Raw genomic sequence first — 19,509 nt, 5'->3', positions numbered from 1 at the left:
TTGAACCATGGCTCACCAGTGGAGCGACCAGGACGGCCGCAGCTACCCGCTCACCGTCCCTGCCGGCATGAACGACGGGACGGGCGGCACCGTCCGCGCCTACCTGCTCAACCGGGCTAAGCCGCACCTGCCGCCGTGGCTGGGCTGGGCAGGGACCGGCCTGGCCGGGACGTTGGGGCACTGGCAGTGGGGCGAGAGCGCCGCCGCCGGCGTCGGACTGACCCTCGCCTCCGTCGCGCTGACCGGCGCCACCTGGTGGGCCGGCAAGTCGACCAGCAACCAGCGCCGCCTGCACGCGGCCATCACCACGGCCGCCGGCACCGCATGGGTCACCGCCGCGTGCCTGGCCGGACCGACCGCCGGGCCGATCGACGACCTGTTCCTCATGGGCGGCCCGGCGGTCGCACTGTCGTGGAACGTGCGCATGGTCATGCGCCACAACCCCGACGGATCCACGGCCAGTTCGGACGGCGGGCTTCTGGAGAAAGTCGGACTGGCGCGGGCGCAGATCGGCGCGGCGAAGGTGGAACCCAACCGGGTCACCGCGCCGATCGCGTTGCAGCCCGGCGAGCAGACCAACGACGACGTCACCAAAGCCCTGATGAAGATCGCGTCCGCGCTGGATCTGCCGACGTCCGCCGTGCGCTACACCCCCGACCCGGACTCCGTGCGCCGCGGTGAGCTGGTCATCGTCCCCGAGGACATGCTGTCCGAAGAGGTCCAGTGGGAGGGACCCTCCAACCTCGGAGGGTCGATCGCCGAACCGCTGGTCATAGGCCGCTACGACGACGGCTCCGCCCTCGTGATGTGGCTGCCGGGCGATCCGGACGTGGGCCGCAACTCCACCCACGGCCTGATCGCGGGCCAGTCCGGCTCGGGCAAGGGCGATGCGGCGCTGAACCTGCTCACGGAGGTTCTCTCCCGCCGTGACGTCATCGTCTGGTTCTCCGACCCGAAGGCGTTCCAGGACTTCGCGCCCCTGCGCCCGGGGCTGGACTGGGCAGCCGAGGGCGGCTCACAGACCGAAGTGCTCGTGGCGGCCGTCGAAGCGGTCATCCCCGCCCGGACGCGCTGGCTTGGGGCCCACGGCTACCGCCAGTGGGTGCCCGCGGCTGCCGAGCAGCAGAACGACCCGGAGCACTCCTGCCGCCCCGACAGTCGCGCCTGCGGGTGCGAGGGGATGCCGTTCCTGGTCGCCTGGTTCGAGGAAGCCGCCAACACCCTGCGCAACCTCGGAGACGACGCCTTCACCGGCATCGCTCAGGAAGCCCGCTCCGCCGGCGTCTCCCTGATCGTGTCGCTTCAGCGGCCGTCGTACGACCAGATGTCCACCTCCACCCGCGCCTCCCTCCCCTCCGTCATCGCGCTCGGCTGCGATGCGCGGGATGAGGGGTTCGCGCTGCCGGAGACGGTCATCGACGCGGGCGCCCACCCCGGCGCGTGGGGCAACCGCCGGCCCGGTTACTGCTACGTCGTCTCTCCCGGGATCGACGAAGCCCGCTATTCCTCCCCGGGCCGTACCCGCCGCTTCACCACCCGCGCCGTGCCCGTCATGGAACAGCTCGCCGCGTGGGTGCAGCACAACGGCGCCACCGCCGACCCCGTCACCGTCGGGGCCGCCGCCGCGGTAGCCGGCCGCGCCTACACCGGACGCACCACCGAGGAGACCGGCGCCGGCTCACGGCCGGTCGCGCTGCACGCTGTCCAGGAGGAGGACGACATGGAACACGGCGGCCTGCTGGTCGACCCCGAGGACGCGGACATCGACCCCGAGGCGGAACTCCCGGAGACCGAGGACGGCGACGACTCCCCGATCTTCGGGCAGGAAGCCGGCCGCAAGCCGTCCCCGGAGGAGGCGCGGCGGCTGTTCGCTCAGGCGCTGGCCGAGTTCGAGGACGCCGGACAGATGGTCGTCGGGCCCAAGGACTTCACCGACTGGTGCGACCGGCACGGCCTGTCCCGCTCCTGGGTCTCCCTGCGCCTCAAGGAAGCCGCACAGGACGGGCGGCTGGATGCGACGAACACCACCGGTCGGTGGCGCATCGTTCCTGCCCTCACGGCTGCCTGACACCCGTAACGCGTTACGCCTGCCTAACACCCAAACCCCTAGGCAGGCGCACGTGTTACCCGCCTTAACAGCGGCCGATCACACCCCTCACACCGTCACGTAACACCCGCTCGCGGGCCCGCCTCACACCTAGTGGCGCGGGCCCGCTCCTGTCCCGGAGGGAAGCCCATGGGTCACCTCGAACGGCCCGCGGCCGTCGAAGTCCACCACCCCGTCCCGATCACCACCTACCCGCCCGCCGCACCCCTCGTGCCAGTCCGGCCGAACCCGGCGTCCGCGGTGCAGTCGATCGTGCTGCCCGACGGCCGCGTCGTCACCGGCTACGCCCTCACCCCCGAACCCGCCCCGGCGCCCGTCGACGCGCGGCCAGCCGTCTCGCGCACCGCGGTCAACATTGCGCTTGGGGGCATAGGTTTCAGCGCGGTGTGCGGCGGGCTGGTTCTACTCACGTCGTTCATCGCCGCCCTGACCGCGTTCATCACCCAGCTCATCACCCTCGCCGCGGTCATCTTCGGGGGCTGGATCGCCGTACAGGTCTTCGGCACCACCGGCCGCCACAGCAGCGGGACCACGGTCAACATCCGCAAAGCCGTCATTAAGCGCAGCCACTTCCACGGCTGAACAGCTTCTACAAGACCCTCTGCCAGTCGCGAGGGTCCTCGGAGACCGGCTGCTTCCACTGACGGGGTCGTAAAACCCGGAAAGGTGGCCAGGTGCCGGTGGGCCAGCCGGCAGCGTGGGCCCTGACGGTGTCGCCTGCACCTAGTGCCCGGTATATCGCCGCCTTCACCCTGATGGACGGCACCGTGGGGGCGTTGAAGTAGGTGTTGCGCAGGTCGTGGTGGAACCACGCCCGCCGGCGCGGGTCGAGCACCTCGATCTGGGTGAACTCGATCCGCTCCACCCACACTGGGTAGGTATGCCGGAATCGGTCGAACTCGCCGACAAGTCGTTGATTGCCCGGATGCCCGCCTGGCTGCCAGGCGCCAGGGTGAAGTCGCAAGGCGGCGAACTCCAGGGGCGTGCGATCTCCCTTGGCGTCGTTGCAGGCCTTGCACGCCGGCACCAGGTTGCGCACGGCGTCGTCGCCACCGCGCGCGACGGGGATGACGTGGTCTTTCACCTCGGACGGGGCCAGGCAGTACACACACCGGCCACCATGCGCGGTCAAGACCGCTAACTCCTCCCACAAGGGAAAGTAGCGGCGCCTGGGCCGCCGCGGGCCCAGGCGCTCCTTCTCGGCTTCGCTCAGCACGGCCGTGCCTAGGCGATGACCGCCGTCTCAGCGGGGGCGATCTGTTCGGGGATGTTGGCTGCCGGCAGGTTCGGGCGGTGCATGTCCCAGTGCTTGGTCAGCCACTTCACGTGGTCCGCGGTCACGGACACGGTTAGCGCGGCGCCGTCGAGCTTGGCGTAGTCCGGGTAGGCGTTCAGCGATGCGTCCAGGTGCAGGGTCTTGCTCTGGGGGTGGACAGCGATCAGCCCGAGGTCGAACAGACGGTGCAGGTCGCGGCGCAGCAGCAGGCCACCGCCCTTGTGGTGCTTGCCGTTGGCCGCGTAGCTGTACAGGTGCGCGGCCTCCAACGCCTGGACAGGGGCCGGGCCGGTGAAAGCGCACACCTCGCCGAACACCTCCAGCAGGTGCTTGCGGAAGGCCGGCTGCCCCTTGCGGACCCGGATGGTGGCCGTGCCGTGCCCTTCGGCGATCACCTTCTGGGTGGTGTCGATGACCCTCAGCGGCAATGGCACCCCGCCGTGGGTGAGTGCGTGGTGGAAGTCGGCAAAGCGCAGCTCCCGCAGGGAGTTCTGCGAGGCCGGCTTCACGCACAAGGCACGCAACTGTGGAGCGGTAAGCGTGCCGCGCGCGTCGATCCAGCCGGCCTCGTGCCGGCTCCGGTAGGTGACGACGTCTTTCGTCTTCCAACCAGCCTTGTCGCTCTCGTGCTTGCACTCCTGGTTCCAGCACACGAACCGCGGCAGCTTCTGCTTGCGCTCTGCCACATCAGCCTTGCCGCACTTCAAGCAGTACGGCGTTTCCTTCTGCCCCTGACCAACCGCGATGTCCTCGATCACCGACAGCCCAAGCAGTTCGGTCGCATCCCAAAGCGCGATCACGTCACCGACCTTCAACGTCGCGTGATTGGGAACCGTGCTGTCCCAGCTGTAGTGGGTGGCCGGGTTGTCGTCGTAGCCCTCGCTGATCCGCTTACTGCCGTCCTTGGCCAGCACCAACCACGCCGTCATAACGCCCTCCCGTAAGACACACCAAACCACAACGCCAACACGCGGCCACGGCCCGCGCGAGCTCCCGCGATCAACGTAGCGGGCCCCACTGACAACCCCGCGCGATTCTCCCGGCCTGCCCTGCCCTCCCACCAGCGGAGGCCTGACCGCGACAGCAACGACGCCCTCTAGCTACGCCAAGGGCGGCCCCCGTCTCGCCAAAGTCCGGGGCCGCCCTCGCCAACCAGGACCCAACCAGGAACTGGAGACCTCCAGAATGACCCAACCCACCAACATCCGGCGAGCCATAGCGCCGGGAGCTCCCGCCGCGGGCGGGATGCGCTTCTACCTGACCACCCACAAACGGCACTGGCTGCGCTGGACCAACGTGCCGCTGTTCCTGAAGTCCGAGCACTTCGACCGCGCCGTCAAATGGGACGAAGCCGGCGGCCCCTACGCCATCGACTCCGGCGGCTTCACCGAACTCAAGGACCGGGGAACCTGGACCCGATCACCCCGCCAGTACGTTCAGGACCTGCGCCGCATCTGGGAACACGTCGGCCCCTACGACTGGGCCGCCCCGCAGGACTGGATGTGTGAGAAAGCCATCATCAACGGCGGCTGGTTCGGCGGACAGTACTTCGTCGGCACCCACCTCAGCGTGGAAGAACACCAGCGCCGCACGGTGAACAACTTCCTTGAACTGCGCTCCCTGGCCCCGGGCCTGCGCATCGCCCCCGTCCTCCAAGGCGACAACATCCCCGCATACGAGCGGTGCGTGGCGCTGTACGAAAAGGCGGGCGTAAACCTGCGGGCTGAGCCGGTCGTCGGGTTGGGGTCGGTGTGCCGGTTGCAGTCCACCCGCCAGGGCGCCGCGATCGTCACCGCCATGGCCGCGCACGGCTTCAAGCTGCACGGCTTCGGCTTCAAAATCCTCGGCCTCGAACGCGTCGGCCACTTGCTGGCCTCCGCGGACTCCGCCGCCTGGAGTTCCCACGCCCGCCGCCGCCCGCCGCTGCCCGGCCACACCCACAAGAACTGCGCCAACTGCATCGACTACGCCCTGAACTGGCGTCAGCGTGTGATCGACGCGATCCCCACACAGCACCAGATGCTGCTGACCGACCGGAGCGCAGCATGAACGCACTGGACATCGCATTGGACCTGGCCGCGAGCGGCATTCCGCCCCTGCCCCTGCGGGCAGGCAAGGTCCCGTTCGGCAACTGCCGCCGCTGCGCCAACAACGCATGCGGCGGCCGCCCCAACATGAAGACCCCCGGGCCCTGCGTTTGCCCCGCCCCCTGCCACGCGTGGGCCGCCGCGACCACCGACCCGGACGTCATCACTTCCGGCCCCTGGCGCTACGCATGGCTACGTGCCGAGGCGGTCGCCTACCACCCGGGCGGAGCGGACCTGACGGTGGTGGATCTCGACAACGCCGACGCGATCGCGTGGGCCCGCGAGACCCTGCCCGCCACCCAGACCGTGCCCACCACTCGAGGTGAGCACTGGCTCTACTTCGGTCGGATGCAGTCCGCGAACGCGGTCCGGCCTGGCGTGGACATCAAGTCGACCATGGCATACGCCCGTTGGCTTGGGTTCGGCGCCGGCACCTTGGTCGCGTTGCCGGAGGTCGTGCGCACGTTGGCCGCAAGCAAGCCCGCACCGGCTCAGCCGGCGTCGACGCTCGTCACGGTGCCCGCCGGGGGCGGAGAGTGCCGGCATCGGACGCCGGCGTTCCTGGAGCGCGGGATCGCCATGGCGGAGCGACGCATCACCGACGCCCGGAGCACGGTTCACCACACGGTCTACGGGACGTTCCTGGCTGTGCTGTCGACGCACGGCCGGTGCGGCTGCCTCAGCGAGGAACACATCGCCCGCCTGTTCACCGCCGCGCAGGCCAAGGGCGAGACGCCGCGGCACTGCACGGACGCGTGGACCAACGCCCGCACCCGGTTGGGGCTTTGAGCATGGAAGACGACGACAAGAACCCGGCCCGGAAGGTCATCGCGGACTACGCGCAAGAGCGCTTTCGCTACTTCCGCACCGCGGACGGCACCGTCTACGCACAGCGCAAGGGCCACCCCGTGGCCCGCCCGATCCGTTCCCAGGGCACCACCGGAAGCCACCGCCAAGAACTGATGGTCGGCCTGTTCAAGGACGGGCTCGGCACGTTCAACGGCACCGCGATGAAGGAGGCACTCGACTTGATCGAAGCACTCGCCCTCACCGAGCAGGTCCAGCCCGTCCACATCCGCGTCGCCCCCGGCCTGGACGGGGCCACCTGGCTGGACCTGGGCCGCAACGACGGCCAGTCCGTCCGCATCCACCCCACCGGCTGGGACATCGCCGTCCCCGACCCGGCAGAGGTGTGCTGGCGGCGCACCCAGCTCACCGGCGAACTCCCCCTGCCCGCCAAGGACACCAACGGCAAGGGCATCGACGCGCTCTTTCGGCTGTGCAACTTCGTCAACGCGGAGACGGAGTGCCTGGCCATGGCCTGGCTGGTCGGCTGCCTGGAACCCTCCGTGCCCGTCCCCGCCCCCTTCCTCACCGGCCCCCAGGGCGCAGGCAAATCCACCGCCGGGCGAATGCTCATCCGCCTCATCGAGGGCATGACCGGCGACCTGCGCCGCGCACCGAAGGACGAGGACAACCTGATCGCAGCCGTCGCCGCCGGATGGGTCACCGCCCTCGACAACCTCTCCCACATGACCCCGGACCTGTCCGACGCCATGTGCTGCATCGTCACCGGAGCCGAGTCCGTCAAACGCGCCCTGTTCACCGACGGAGACGTCTTCCGCGCCCGCTACCGCCGCCCCCTACTCCTGACCGGCATCGACGTCGGCGTCATCCGCCCCGACCTCGCCGAACGCCTCCTCCCGCTCCGCCTGGAACGCCCGAAGGTGCGGCGCACCGAAGCCGAACTCTGGGCGGAGTACGCCGAAGCCCTGCCCGTCATGCTCGGCTCCCTGCTGGACCTGACGGTCAAGGTCCGCGCCGCCACCGCCGTAACGCCGACCGACCTGCGCATGGCGGACTTCGCCCACCTGTGCGCCCAACTCGACGAAGCCATGGGCTTCGGAGCTCTGGCGGCCTACCGGGCCGGGCTGGACGACCTCAACGACGACGTCATCGAGGGCGACCTGCTCGCACAGACCGTCCTCCAGTACGCAGCCGACATGGAACCCGGGGCACAGGAGCGGATGACGTCCGCGGAGTGGCTGCACCTGCTCACCCGGCTCTACAGCGGCGAGGAGTGCCGCCCCCTGCCCAAGGGATGGCCGACCACCGGCAAAGTCCTCTCCGACCGGCTCAAGCGCCTTCAGCCCACTCTCGCCGCCCGCGGCCTGATCGTGGACTGGGGACGCACCAAAACGGCCCGCTACATCGAACTCACCGAACCCGCGCCGACACCGGCACCCGCGCCGCAACAGGAGGCCGCGTTCTGACCACGAGGTCACCGCACAAAAGCAAGAAGAGCACCCGTCGCGACGCGGCGCGGGGTGCTCCTCTTGCTGTTCGGTGCGCAGCACCGCCCCAAGGACGTGCCGCGCGAGCGGCTCCTTCTTCGCTCTCTGAGCCCCGCACAACAACAGACACCACCCCCTCTCTTTCCTAAGTAGGGGAACGCTGCGTCACCCGCGTCACCCACGCCGGAAAACGGCCCCTGACCAGCAGCGAAGGCGGTGACGCAGAGCCCAACCCTCTGCGTCATCGTGCGTCACCTGCGTCACCCCCGCGGTGACGCAGGTGACTCGGCGGTGACACAGCCCAACCGCGCTCCGTCACCGATAACCGCAGGTCAGCGACCTGAATGACGCAGGTGACGCGGTGACGCAGAAATCCGAACCTCGGACACACACACGCTCCCAGCCCCACCGACACACGAACCCACCGACAAAGAGCACCCCGAGCGACCCCGAGGAGATACGCCCCGATGAGTACCGCCCTCGCCCCCGCCGACCAGTTGCTCTACACCCCGGAAGAGGCCGCCACAGTCCTCCGATTCGGCCGCTCCACCGTCTACGAGCTGATGGCCGAAGGCGCCCTGAAGTACGTCAAGCGAGGCCGCTCCCGCCGCATCCGCCGGTGCGACCTTGAGGCCTACGTGAACGGCCTCGAACCGATGCCCAACTGACCCACGCACGCCCTGAGGCGGCCCCGGACCACACGTCCGGGGCCGCCTCCCTCATGGAGGAGCAAGGAGCACATGAGCCCCCGCAAGCCGAACATGGAATCGTCCATCTACGAGGGCAATGACGGCTGGTGGCACGGCCGCGTGACCATGGGCGTCAAGGACGACGGCAGCCCCGACCGGCGTCACCGCAGAGCGCGTACCGAAGCGGAGGTCAAGCGCAAAGTCCGCGAATTGGAGGCCCTGCGCGACAAGGGACGCGCGCCCAAGGCCGGCCATAAGCCGACGGTCGAGCAGTGGATGACCACGTACCTCACCGATATCGCGAGCCTGAAGCTCAAGCCTCGCTCCCTGGACGACTACTGGTCCAAGACCCGCAACGACATCATCCCCGGCGTCGGAAAGCACCGCCTGGACAAACTCCAGCCGGAACACCTTGAGCGGATGTACCGCGTCATGCTCGACGAGGGCCACGCTCCGTCCCACGTGGTGAAGGTGCACCGCATCCTGTCGCGTGCCCTGAAAATCGCCCAGCGCCGCCGGCTCATCAGCGAGAACGTCGCCACGCTCGTCGATCCGCCGAGCGTCGACGAGACGGAAGCCAACCCCTTCACCCAGAAGGAAGCCAAAGCCTTCCTGGAAGCCGCCGCCAAGCGCCCCACCTTCATGCGGTGGATCGTCGGCGTCGGGATGGGCTTTCGGCAGGGCGAGACGCTCGGACTGCGCTGGTCTTACGTCGACTTGGACGCAGAGCTGTTCCACCCGCAGTGGCAACTCCAGCGGCTCACCTGGCGGCACGGCTGCAACGATCCGCACGCCTGTGGCGGGCGCCTGCACCGCTTCGAGCCGTGCCCGCCCGACTGCACCGCGCACAAGGGGTACAAGCGCGGCTGCCCGAAGCCGTGCCCCAAGACGTGCACGAGGCACGCGAGCGTGTGCCCGCAGCGCAAGGGGGGCGGTCTCGTCTTCACTCGCCCCAAGACCAAGAAGAGCCGCAACGCCGTGCCGATCCCGCCCGTCTTCGTCCCGTTCCTGCACGACCACAAGGCACAGCAGGAAGAGATGCGCACGGCCGCCGGGGAGCTGTGGGAGGAGCACGACGTCGTGTTCTCGCGGCCGGACGGGCGCCCGCTGGACCCGCGCGCGGACTACGAGGAGTTCAAGGACCTGCTCGCCGAAGCCGAGATCGACGACCGCCGCCTGTACGACGGCAGCCGCCACACCGCCGGCACGATCCTCAACGAGCTGGGCGTCGACATGCCCACGATCATGGAGATCCTCCGGCACACCCAGATCAGCCAGACCCGCCGCTACGTCAAGGGCAGGTCCCACCTGTCGAAGGACGCGATGCGGCGCATGGGCGAGTTCTTCGTACCCGCCCCTTCGGGCCCCAATGAGACCAAAACTGAGACCGGAGGCACCCGCACGGCCCGCTCCCAGCGTCGCCGCCGCATCCGCTGAACGAAAAAGCCCAGCTCAGACGCCGTCTGACCTGGGCTGTGCAGAGCCCCCTGTCGGATTCGAACCGACGACCTACGCATTACAAGTGCGTTGCTCTGGCCAGCTGAGCTAAGGAGGCGCCCGTGCAGTGTACCCAGGTCACCATGGCGGCCCGTCGAAAATTTCCGCGAAGTTCACAGTCCTCCAGGTACTGACATACGCGTGAACGCCGGGTACCGTCCTGAGCCAGTCCCTCGTGGACTACACCACCACCTTCCTACAACGGATCGTCCGGCACGTTCCTGCCGGTAGAAGGGGGCCTCTGAGCCATGGCCACTGTTTCGTTCGACAAGGCGACCCGTATTTACCCGGGTTCCACGAAGCCCGCCGTCGACGGTCTCGACATCCACATCGAGGACGGCGAGTTCCTCGTCCTGGTCGGCCCGTCCGGCTGTGGCAAGTCCACCTCGCTCCGCATGCTGGCGGGGCTCGAGGACGTCAACGGCGGCGCCATCCGCATCGGTGACCGTGACGTCACGCACCTGCCGCCGAAGGACCGGGACATCGCCATGGTGTTCCAGAACTACGCCCTGTACCCGCACATGACGGTCGCCGACAACATGGGCTTCGCGCTCAAGATCGCCGGTGTCAACAAGGCGGAGATCCGGCAGAAGGTCGAGGAGGCCGCGAAGATCCTCGACCTCACCGAGTACCTGGACCGCAAGCCGAAGGCCCTCTCCGGCGGTCAGCGCCAGCGTGTCGCCATGGGTCGCGCCATCGTGCGTGAGCCCCAGGTCTTCCTCATGGACGAGCCGCTGTCCAACCTCGACGCCAAGCTGCGTGTGTCGACGCGTACGCAGATCGCCTCGCTCCAGCGCCGTCTCGGCATCACCACCGTCTACGTCACCCACGACCAGGTCGAGGCCATGACGATGGGCGACCGCGTGGCCGTGCTCAAGGACGGTCTGCTCCAGCAGGTCGACTCCCCGCGCAACATGTACGACCGCCCGGCGAACCTCTTCGTCGCCGGCTTCATCGGCTCCCCGGCGATGAACCTCGTCGAGGTCCCGATCACCGACGGCGGCGTGAAGTTCGGCAACAGCGTGGTGCCCGTCAACCGCGAGGCCCTCAAGGCCGCCTCCGACAAGGGTGACACCACGGTCACCGTCGGTGTCCGCCCCGAGCACTTCGACGTGGTCGAGCACAACGGCGCCGCCGCCTCCGCCCTCTCCAAGGACTCCGAGGACGCTCCGGCGGGCCTCGCGGTCTCCGTGAACGTCGTCGAGGAGCTCGGCGCCGACGGCTACGTCTACGGTTCCGCCAAGGTCGGCGACGAGCTGAAGGACCTGGTCGTGCGGGTCAGCGGCCGCGCGGTGCCGGAGAAGGGCGCCACGCTGCACGTCGTGCCGCGTCCGGGCGAGACCCACGTGTTCTCGACCTCCACGGGCGAGCGCCTCTCCGACTGAGGACGAACCGCAGCAATTCACCCAGGTTGACGAAGAGGGCCCCGCAGAGCGTCTGCGGGGCCCTCTTCGCGCTCTTCCGTGCTCGAACGCCGTCGAGGAATACCCCGGCAGATCGGTCATTTCGAGCAGCGTGCGTCAACGCCTTACCCAAAAAGCGGCACCGTCTCATCCCCCGAACCGGTGACTAAATGTCGCCAAATCATTACCGCACGCTACCCTCACACGCGTGAAGCACTCCACTTACCAACAGACGCGACGCGGCCGGGGCCCCGCCCGCCGTATCGGCCGCTCCCTCGCCCTTGTCCTGCCGGTCGTCCTGGTGCTCTCCGGGACCCTCGCGGTCACCCGAGTCAACTGGTCGGGGGATCCCTCGAGCTCCTCGGTGCTCACCGCGTCGGACGCGACGGTCTCGGACGGCAAGCCGCGCAGCGCCCCCCTCGCCCCGCAGGACGTCCTGCGGGAGCGGCTCCTGACCGAACTCCAGGAGAAGGACCCGGGCACCGCCCTCACCCACCTCCAGGAGGCCGTGAACGGGCGTCCGTCGCTCGCGAAGCACTGCGTCTCCATCGCGCGGGCCCTGGGCCGCGCCGCGGTCCGTGTGTACGGCCCCACGCGCGCGCAGTCGTACGCCCGCCCCGTCTGTGACACGTCGTTCGCGACGGGTGTGGCGGCGGCCCACAGCTGACCCCCGCCAAGCGGCCCACAGCTGATCCGCACAAAAAGGCACGCCACCCGAGGCCGGGATCGGGGCGCGTCGTACAGTTCCGGTCATGACCGATCCGAACGCCGCGTCCCGTCCGACCCAGGCCGTGATCCTGGCCGGCGGCCAGGGCTCCCGGCTGCGCCCCTACACCGACGACCGGCCCAAGCCGATGGTCGAGATCCCCGGCACGGGGACTCCGATCATCGGCCATCAGCTTGTCTGGCTCGCCGAGGAAGGCGTGACGGACGTGGTGGTCAGCTGTGGGCACCTCGCCGAGGTGCTCCAGGACTGGCTGAAGACGGCGGACCTGCCGGTGCGGGTCACGACCGTCATCGAGACCGAGCCGCTGGGCCGCGGTGGCGGTCTGAAGTACGCGGCCGCGCATCTGCCGCACCCCGAGCAGTCCTGGTACGCGACGAACGGTGACATCTGGACCCGGTTCTCGCTGCGGGACATGGCCGACTTCCACACCGAGCGGGACGCGGTGGCCACGCTGGCGCTGGCGCGTCCGCGGATTCCGTGGGGGGCCGTGCAGACGGACGGGTTCGGGCACATCACGGACTTCATCGAGGCGCCGCCGTCCACGTTCGAGATCAACGCCGGTGTGTACGTGTTCTCGCCCGCGTTCGCCGAGCTGCTGCCGGAGCGGGGGGATCATGAGCGGACGACGTTCCCGACGCTGGCGCGTGAGCTGCGGCTCGCCGGGTTCCCGATTCCTCAGGGGGCGTACTGGCGGGCCATCGACACCGCCAAGGATCTGACCGAAGCCGCGAAGGAACTGGCGGCACTGGGGCGGTGACGGCCGTCTTCCGGTGCGGGTCCGTCGTGGCTTGTCGCGCCCGCGCGGCGGAGCCGCACATTGATACAGCCCCGCGCCCCTGAAAGCCACAGCTCCCCTGCGCCAAGAAGGTCCCGCACATCCTGTGTGCGGGACCTTCTCTCTGCGGGCCGTGTCTCTCAGCCGGTGGGGTCGCCCAGTACGTCTCCCACCGGCCCGCCTACCCCAACAGGCCGCCGACCAGGCCCGGTTGGCCGGAGGACGAGCCCCCGGTGCCGGAGCCGCCTGTCGAGCCGCCGGAGCTGCTGGTGCCGCCGGTGGGGCCTGAGGTGGTGCTGGGGGCCTGCTGGACCGGGGAGGACTGCTGGGGCGTGGTGCGGCCCGTGGTGCCCTGGGTCTGGCTGGGCGAACCGCCGGTGCCGGTGCCGGTGTCGCGGGTGGCGCCGGGCGTGGCCGAGGTGCCGGCGGACGGGCTCCTGGTGGCGCCGTGACTGGGCCGGGTGGAGGCCGACGGGCTCTTCTTGCGGGCCTTGGCGGAGTCCTGCGGGAGCGGGGAGCCCGGCAGTTCGTTGCGCGGGGCCTCTCCGGGGCCGGGCACGATGACGCGGTCGGCGTCCCGGACGGCACCGCCGAGCACCGAGCCGATGAGCAGCGTCAGGCCGGTGACGATCGCGGTGAGCAGGGCGCCGCGGCGCAGGACGTAGCGGCGCAGTTCCCAGATGTCGGAGCGGGGGCCGAGGCGCCGCCAGGCGCTGCCCGCGAGGCGGCCGTCGATGGAGTAGACGGGGGCGCCCGCGATGATCAGCGGGGACCAGGCGGCGAGGTAGATGATGTCGGGGGTGTCGTAGGCGGGGATGCTCTTCCAGCTGACGGTGACGAGGAGCGCGGCGGAGAGGCCGGCGCCGACGACCGCGGCGACCCGCTGCCAGCAGCCCAGGATCGTGAGGACGCCCACGATGACCTGGAGGAAGGCGATGACGAGGCCGGAGCCGACCGGGTGCTGGAGGGCGAACTGGCGCAGGGGTTCGGCGACTTCCCACGGGTGCAGGGTGTTGAGCCACTTGACCATGGAGCCGCGCTTGCCGCCGTCGAAGTAGACGGGGTCGCAGAGCTTGCCCATGCCGGCGTAGATGGAGATGAAGCCGAGGAAGATCCGGAGCGGGAGGAGGACCACGCCGAGGTTCATGCGGCGGCCCGGGTAGTAGGCGTGCCGCGCGGGTTCGTCGCCCTGTCGCCTGGAGGTGCGACCGGTGTCCTCGAAGTCCTCGACCCCGTAGGCGGGTTCGTCGTCGGCGCTGCCGACCGTCGGCATGTCCGGCAGGAGCCGGGTGCCGTGGGCGTCGTAGCTGCGCTGGGCGCCGACGACCGGGGTCTCCATGGTCTGGGCCAACTCGCCGTCGTAGTCGGCCTGGTAGCCGTGGTCGACGTCGATGCGGGGGATGACCTGGGTGGCGCCGGCGTCGGCGGCCGGGGGCTCGGCGTGGCCGACACTGCCGCCCCGTACGGCCTGCAACAGGCGGTGGGCGCCGGTGTCGTCGGGGGCGGACCTGCCGCTCCACACGACGGGTCGGCGGCGCCCCGCGGCTCCGACGGCCGGCATTCGGGCGGTGTCCTCGGCGGCGATCAAGTGCCGTGCGATCCGCGGGGATTGGGCGCGTCTCGTCGACGCGCCCAACTGCACGCGGAAGCTCGCATGATTGACGATGATCTGCGCCGGATCGCTCGGCACCTTCACCATGCTCAGCGCGGGAGCGTCGTCGAATCCCGACGGGCCGTCCCCCGTGGGTGTGCGGGGTGTTCTGGTGTCCACACTCATCTAACCGAGTGACGTGTGGTTAGGACACTGCTTTGACCGGGCGGATCTGTCCGGACCCCGTCAAGCTTGCCCCGTGGGCCGGGAATGCCGCGTGTGGGTGACAGGCCCGAACGCCCGTTCACCCACCTCGGCCCCTGCCGTCAGGCGCGTCGGCGAGCCGCCTCGTACAGCACGATCCCCGCGGCCACACCGGCGTTGAGGGACTCGGCGCCGCCCGGCATCGGGATCCGCACCCGGAAGTCGCAGGTTTCGCCGACCAGTCGGGACAGGCCCTTGCCCTCGCTGCCCACGACGATGACGACGGGGCCGTCCAGGGCCGCCAGTTCGCCGACCTCGTGCTCGCCGTCGGCGGCGAGGCCGACGACCGCGATGCCCGCCTTCTTGTACGCCTCCAGGGCGCGGGTCAGGTTGGTGGCCCGGGCGACCGGGGTGCGGGCGGCGGTGCCGGCGGACGTCTTCCACGCGCCGGCGGTCATACCGGCCGCGCGCCGCTCCGGTACGACGACGCCGTGGCCGCCGAACGCGGACACCGAACGGACGACGGCACCGAGGTTGCGCGGGTCGGTCACCCCGTCGAGGGCCACGATCAGCGGGTCCTCTCCGTCGTCGTAGGCGGTCGCGGCCAGGTCCTCGGGGTGCGCGTACTCGTACGGCGGGACCTGGAGGACCAGGCCCTGGTGGTTGAGGCCGTTGGTCATGCGGTCCAGCTCGGGACGCGGGGCCTCCATGAGGTGGACGCCGCCGCGGTCCGCGACGAGCTGGAGCGCCTCGCGCACCCGCTCGTCGTTGTCGATGAACTGCTGGACGTAGAGCGTCACCGCGGGCACGCCCTCGCGCAGCGCCTCGACGACCGGGTTACGGCCGACGACCATCTCCGAGGTGCCCTTGCCGCCGCGGCCGCGCACCGCGGGACGGCGTACCGCCTGCTTCGCCTTGGCGTTGGCGATTCGGTTCTTCTTGTGGCCCTTGCGCATCTCGGCGGGCGGAGTCGGCCCCTTGCCCTCCAGGCCCTTGCGCCGCTGGCCGCCACTGCCGACCTGCGCGCCCTTCTTGCCGGACATGCGGCGGTTGTTGGCTGCCATGACCTACCTGTTCCACGTGGGTGTCCACGCCGTGGGAATCGACGTGCGTACATGCAGTGTGCCGCCCGGATGGCCGGGCGGCACAATCGATCAAGGAAAACGAGGAGAAGGGGACCGGGGACTACCGGGGTCCCAGCGTCCAGCGCGGTCCCTGCGGACTGTCCTCGATGGTCAGTCCCGCCTGGCCGAGCTGGTCACGGATGGCGTCCGCGGTGCCCCAGTCCTTGCGGGCGCGGGCGGCCTCGCGCTGGTCGAGGACCAGACGGACCAGGCTGTCGACCACGCCGTGCAGATCCTCGCCGCGGTCGGTCTCACCGGCCCAGTGCGCGTCGAGCGGGTCGAGGCCGAGGACGCCGAGCATGGCGCGCACCTCGGCGAGGCGGGCCACCGCGGCCTCCTTGTCGTCGGCCGCGAGCGCGCTGTTGCCCTGCCGGACGGTGGTGTGCACGACGGCGAGGGCCTGCGGCACGCTGAAGTCGTCGTCCATGGCCTCGGCGAAGGCGGGCGGCACCTCGGCGGAGGGCTCGACGGCACCGGCCTTCTCCACGACCCGCTGCACGAACCCCTCGATCCGCGCGAACGCGGACTCGGCCTCGCGCAGGGCGTCCTGGCTGTACTCGATCATCGAGCGGTAGTGCGGGGTGCCGAGGTAGTAGCGCAGCACGATGGGGCGCCACTGCTTGACCATCTCGCTCACCAGCACGCTGTTGCCGAGCGACTTGGACATCTTCTCGCCGCTCATGGTGACCCAGGCGTTGTGCACCCAGTACCGGGCGAACTCGTCGCCGTAGGCCTTGGCCTGAGCGATCTCGTTCTCGTGGTGCGGGAAGATCAGGTCCAGGCCGCCGCCGTGGATGTCGAAGGCGGAGCCCAGGTACTTGTGCGCCATCGCCGAGCACTCCAGGTGCCAGCCGGGCCGGCCGCGGCCCCACGGGGTCTCCCAGTCGGGCTCGCCGGGCTTGGTCGCCTTCCACATGGCGAAGTCGCGGGGGTCGCGCTTGCCGGAGACGCCCTCGTCGGGCTGGCGCAGATCGTCGATGTCCTGGTTGGACAGCGCCAGGTAGCCCGGGTAGGAGCGCACGTCGAAGTAGACGCTGCCGTCGGCCTCGTACGCGTGGCCGCGCTCGATGAGGCCGCGCATCATCTCGACCATCTCGGTGACATGGCCGGTGGCCCGCGGCTCGTACGTCGGCGGGAGGCAGCCGAGCGCGGCGTAACCGTCGTTGAACGCGCGCTCGTTGTCGTAGCCGATGGACCACCACGGGCGGTTCTGGTCGGCCGCCTTGGCGATGATCTTGTCGTCGATGTCCGTGACGTTGCGGATGAACGTGACGTCGTAGCCGCGGTACTCGAACCAGCGGCGCATGATGTCGAAGTTCAGGCCGGAACGGATGTGGCCGATGTGCGGGGCGGCCTGCACGGTGGCGCCACAGAGGTAGATCGAGACACAGCCCGGCGTGAGCGGGGCGAAGTCACGGATCTGCCGGGCGCTGGTGTCGTACAGGCGAATGGTCACGGGTCCAGGGTAGTGGGCGATGTCCGGTGCCTTCGACGGGTTGTGGATAACAGTCAGCTCGCGGTCCTGACCACCAGTGCGGTCGCCACCGCCATCAGGCCCTCGTCCCGGCCGGGAAAGCCGAGTCCGTCCGTGGTCGCCCCGGACACCGAGACCGGCGCCCCGGCCGCCTCCGACAGCAGCTTCTGCGCCTCGTCCCGGCGCTTTCCGATCTTCGGGCGCGGTCCTACGACCTGTACGGCGATGTTGCCGATGCGGAAGCCGGCCTCGCGCACGATCCGGGCCGCCTCCGTCAACAGGGTGACGCCGGATGCACCCGACCATTCGGGGCGTCCGGTGCCGAAGTGCTGACCGAGGTCGCCGAGCCCGGCGGCGGAGAAGAGCGCGTTGCAGGCGGCGTGGGCGACGACGTCCGCGTCGGAGTGGCCGGCCAGGCCGGGGCCCTCGCCCTCCCACTTCAGGCCCGCGCACCACAGCTCGCGGCCCTCCTCGAAGGCGTGGATGTCGGTGCCGATGCCCACCTGGGGCAGGGGGAAGGGCTGCTCAGGCAGGGGGAGGGGCTGCTCAGAAGCCATCGTTGAGCCTCCTGCGGGCCAGGACCGCCTCGGCGAGGACCAGGTCCAGGGGTCGGGTCACCTTGAAGGCCTCCTCGTGGCCGGGCACGACCACGACCGTGAGGCCCAGCTGCTCGACCATGCTCGCGTCGTCGGTGACGTCCTCGGTGACGGTCTCGTGGGCGCGGATCAGGGTGGCCCGGTCGAAGCCCTGCGGGGTCTGCACGGCACGCAGACGCGCGCGGACCGGGGTGGCCACCACCGGCTCCGGCTCACCGGGGGCCGGCTCGACCTCCTTGACGGTGTCCGCGAGGGGCAGCGCCGGGACGACGGCGGGCGCGCCGTCCCGTACGGCCTCGATGACCGCGTCGACGGTGTCGACCGGGACGAGCGGGCGGGCCGCGTCATGGACCAGGACGATGTCGAAGTCGTCCGGCAGGGCGTCCAGGCCGAGCCGCACCGACTCCTGGCGGGACTCGCCGCCGGGGACGACGACGAAGTCGGTGCGCTCGGGCAGCGCGTGCGCGTCCAGGAGCGACTTGACCTCGCCGGCGCCGTCGGGCGGGGCGACCACGACGACCAGGGAGACGGCGCGGGAGGCGGCCATGGCGCGGATCGCGTGGATCAGCATGGGGGTGCCGTTGAGCGCGCGAAGCGCTTTGGGGGCGCCCGGACCAAGGCGTACGCCTCTTCCGGCGGCCGGAATCACCACCGCGGTACGGGCTTCCGCACGTGCCTGCGCGGGCGAAGGGCGCGAAACGTCAGACATCGGTTCCTGTCAGGTTTGTGTGCTCGGCCAACGTGGGTACGGAGACAGCGTGCCGGGCGCGACGCCTTGACCGGACCCTTCCGTGACACCGGTCGAGCCTGCTGCCCGGGCCCGGCACGCCAAGTATCGGGGGATCTTGACTCCGAAATGAACACGCGTACGGCGCCGGAGGCGTCGCCCGTCGACGGAAACGCCGTCATCCGGCATCACGTGATCCGGTAGGACGTGATCCGGCAGGACGGCTCCATCCGGAGACGAACATGCCGCAGCGCCCGGCGACAGCATTCGCGTCATCGGGCACCGCGGCATTTCAGTGCGGCACTTCTGGGAAGTACTGCGGTACTTCTTCGAAGTACTCAGTGGTGTGCTGAGCAGAGCGGGCCAGGGGCCTGCACAGGGACGCTCAGGACGCGAGAACCTCGTCGAGCAGCGCCTCGGCCTTGTCCTCGTTCGTGTTCTCCGCGAGGGCGAGCTCGCTCACCAGGATCTGCCGAGCCTTGGCGAGCATGCGCTTCTCACCTGCGGAGAGTCCGCGCTCGCGCTCACGACGCCACAGGTCACGCACGACTTCCGCGACCTTGATGACATCGCCGGAGGCGAGCTTCTCCAGGTTTGCCTTGTAACGACGGGACCAGTTAGTGGGCTCCTCGGCGTACGGCGCGCGCAGCACCTCGAAGACCCGGTCCAGCCCGTCCTGACCGACCACATCACGCACGCCGACGAACTCCGCATTGTCCGCTGGCACACGTACCGTCAGGTCACCCTGGGCGACCTTCAGCACCAAGTAGGTCTTGTCCACGCCTTTGATCTGGCGAGTTTCGATGGCCTCGATCAGCGCGGCCCCGTGATGGGGATAGACCACGGTGTCGCCAACCTTGAACGTCATGTGACAGGTACCCCTTCCGTGGCTATCCAGGGTAACACGGAAACCGCGGGTTCTGAATGGCGTTTTCGCA

The 19,509-nt window shown here is 69.8% G+C and carries 18 protein-coding genes and 1 tRNA gene; 10 read left to right on the top strand and 9 right to left on the bottom strand.

Translation table 11 applies throughout. From position 1 onward, the window contains the following. Positions 1–67 precede the first annotated feature (67 nt). Positions 68–2,068 carry a plasmid transfer protein TraB gene (gene traB / locus AQJ54_RS35835; protein WP_248845512.1) on the top strand — a complete coding sequence of 667 codons (2,001 nt, stop codon included), beginning with the start codon at positions 68–70 and terminating at the stop codon, positions 2,066–2,068. A 168-nt stretch (positions 2,069–2,236) separates the two neighbouring features. Next, positions 2,237–2,689 carry a hypothetical protein gene (locus AQJ54_RS35830; RefSeq protein WP_062244695.1) on the top strand — a complete coding sequence of 151 codons (453 nt, stop codon included), beginning with the start codon at positions 2,237–2,239 and terminating at the stop codon, positions 2,687–2,689. 7 nt (positions 2,690–2,696) lie between these two features. On the opposite strand, the gene AQJ54_RS35825 is transcribed toward AQJ54_RS35830, so the two are convergent. Together AQJ54_RS35825 and AQJ54_RS35820 are read right to left on the bottom strand one after the other, a co-directional pair. Then, complete coding sequence (locus AQJ54_RS35825) at positions 2,697–3,239, bottom strand: HNH endonuclease (protein WP_211278620.1); 543 nt, start codon at positions 3,237–3,239, stop codon at positions 2,697–2,699. A gap of 92 nt (positions 3,240–3,331) precedes the next feature. Continuing rightward, positions 3,332–4,312 (bottom strand): HNH endonuclease, encoded by a 981-nt coding sequence (locus AQJ54_RS35820; protein WP_063806490.1) that lies wholly within the window; start codon positions 4,310–4,312, stop codon positions 3,332–3,334. A gap of 256 nt (positions 4,313–4,568) precedes the next feature. Between AQJ54_RS35820 and AQJ54_RS35815 the strand changes: the two genes are divergently transcribed. The 5 genes from AQJ54_RS35815 (at position 4,569) to AQJ54_RS35795 (ending at position 9,890) form a co-directional block, all read left to right on the top strand. After that, on the top strand, positions 4,569–5,432 hold the full coding sequence (locus AQJ54_RS35815) for a deazapurine DNA modification protein DpdA family protein (protein ID WP_248845506.1): 864 nt from the start codon (positions 4,569–4,571) through the stop codon (positions 5,430–5,432). After that, a complete protein-coding gene (locus tag AQJ54_RS35810; protein ID WP_062244687.1) occupies positions 5,429–6,259 on the top strand; it encodes a bifunctional DNA primase/polymerase in 831 nt (276 codons plus the stop codon). Before AQJ54_RS35815 ends, AQJ54_RS35810 begins: the two co-directional genes overlap by 4 nt. A 2-nt stretch (positions 6,260–6,261) precedes the next feature. Then, the gene (locus AQJ54_RS35805; protein WP_062244684.1) at positions 6,262–7,743 is read left to right on the top strand and encodes a hypothetical protein; all 1,482 of its coding nucleotides are present in this window, start codon (positions 6,262–6,264) and stop codon (positions 7,741–7,743) included. Positions 7,744–8,231: 488 nt separating this feature from the next. Next, positions 8,232–8,432, top strand: a complete 201-nt coding sequence (locus AQJ54_RS35800) for a helix-turn-helix domain-containing protein (protein ID WP_062244681.1) — start codon at positions 8,232–8,234, stop codon at positions 8,430–8,432. Positions 8,433–8,504: 72 nt separating this feature from the next. Then, complete coding sequence (locus AQJ54_RS35795) at positions 8,505–9,890, top strand: tyrosine-type recombinase/integrase (RefSeq protein WP_062244678.1); 1,386 nt, start codon at positions 8,505–8,507, stop codon at positions 9,888–9,890. Between the two features lie 44 nt (positions 9,891–9,934). On the opposite strand, the gene AQJ54_RS35790 is transcribed toward AQJ54_RS35795, so the two are convergent. Further along, positions 9,935–10,008 (bottom strand) — tRNA-Thr (locus tag AQJ54_RS35790). A gap of 190 nt (positions 10,009–10,198) precedes the next feature. On the opposite strand from AQJ54_RS35790, the gene AQJ54_RS35785 reads away from it, so the two are divergent. The 3 genes from AQJ54_RS35785 to AQJ54_RS35775 all read left to right on the top strand — a co-directional run bounded on the left by AQJ54_RS35785 (position 10,199) and on the right by AQJ54_RS35775 (position 12,837). Then, positions 10,199–11,335: an ABC transporter ATP-binding protein gene (locus AQJ54_RS35785; protein WP_062032605.1), complete on the top strand. Its 1,137-nt coding sequence runs from the start codon at positions 10,199–10,201 to the stop codon at positions 11,333–11,335. 226 nt (positions 11,336–11,561) lie between these two features. Next, entirely contained in the window at positions 11,562–12,020 is a 459-nt protein-coding gene (locus tag AQJ54_RS35780; protein WP_020140122.1) for a hypothetical protein, read from the top strand. 85 nt (positions 12,021–12,105) lie between these two features. Continuing rightward, positions 12,106–12,837: a nucleotidyltransferase family protein gene (locus AQJ54_RS35775; RefSeq protein ID WP_062032608.1), complete on the top strand. Its 732-nt coding sequence runs from the start codon at positions 12,106–12,108 to the stop codon at positions 12,835–12,837. A 199-nt stretch (positions 12,838–13,036) separates the two neighbouring features. On the opposite strand, the gene AQJ54_RS35770 is transcribed toward AQJ54_RS35775, so the two are convergent. From AQJ54_RS35770 to AQJ54_RS35745, 6 genes are all read right to left on the bottom strand, one after another. After that, the gene (locus AQJ54_RS35770; protein WP_062244675.1) at positions 13,037–14,632 is read right to left on the bottom strand and encodes a DoxX family protein; all 1,596 of its coding nucleotides are present in this window, start codon (positions 14,630–14,632) and stop codon (positions 13,037–13,039) included. 140 nt (positions 14,633–14,772) lie between these two features. Next, the gene (gene rlmB / locus AQJ54_RS35765; protein WP_062244671.1) at positions 14,773–15,714 is read right to left on the bottom strand and encodes a 23S rRNA (guanosine(2251)-2'-O)-methyltransferase RlmB; all 942 of its coding nucleotides are present in this window, start codon (positions 15,712–15,714) and stop codon (positions 14,773–14,775) included. A gap of 121 nt (positions 15,715–15,835) precedes the next feature. Next, positions 15,836–17,230, bottom strand: coding sequence for a cysteine--tRNA ligase (cysS, locus tag AQJ54_RS35760; protein WP_062032615.1), 1,395 nt, complete (start codon positions 17,228–17,230; stop codon positions 15,836–15,838). Positions 17,231–17,283: 53 nt separating this feature from the next. After that, positions 17,284–17,805, bottom strand: a complete 522-nt coding sequence (gene ispF / locus AQJ54_RS35755) for a 2-C-methyl-D-erythritol 2,4-cyclodiphosphate synthase (RefSeq protein ID WP_062244668.1) — start codon at positions 17,803–17,805, stop codon at positions 17,284–17,286. Then, entirely contained in the window at positions 17,795–18,553 is a 759-nt protein-coding gene (ispD, locus tag AQJ54_RS35750) for a 2-C-methyl-D-erythritol 4-phosphate cytidylyltransferase (protein ID WP_062244665.1), read from the bottom strand. Before ispD ends, ispF begins: the two co-directional genes overlap by 11 nt. A gap of 403 nt (positions 18,554–18,956) precedes the next feature. Next, positions 18,957–19,439 (bottom strand): CarD family transcriptional regulator, encoded by a 483-nt coding sequence (locus AQJ54_RS35745; RefSeq protein WP_003953493.1) that lies wholly within the window; start codon positions 19,437–19,439, stop codon positions 18,957–18,959. Positions 19,440–19,509 lie beyond the last annotated feature (70 nt).

It is taken from the genome of Streptomyces griseorubiginosus, from assembly GCF_001514195.1.
In the GTDB taxonomy this organism is placed as follows: domain Bacteria; phylum Actinomycetota; class Actinomycetes; order Streptomycetales; family Streptomycetaceae; genus Streptomyces; species Streptomyces griseorubiginosus.
This window is presented reverse-complemented; position numbering and strand designations above follow the sequence as displayed.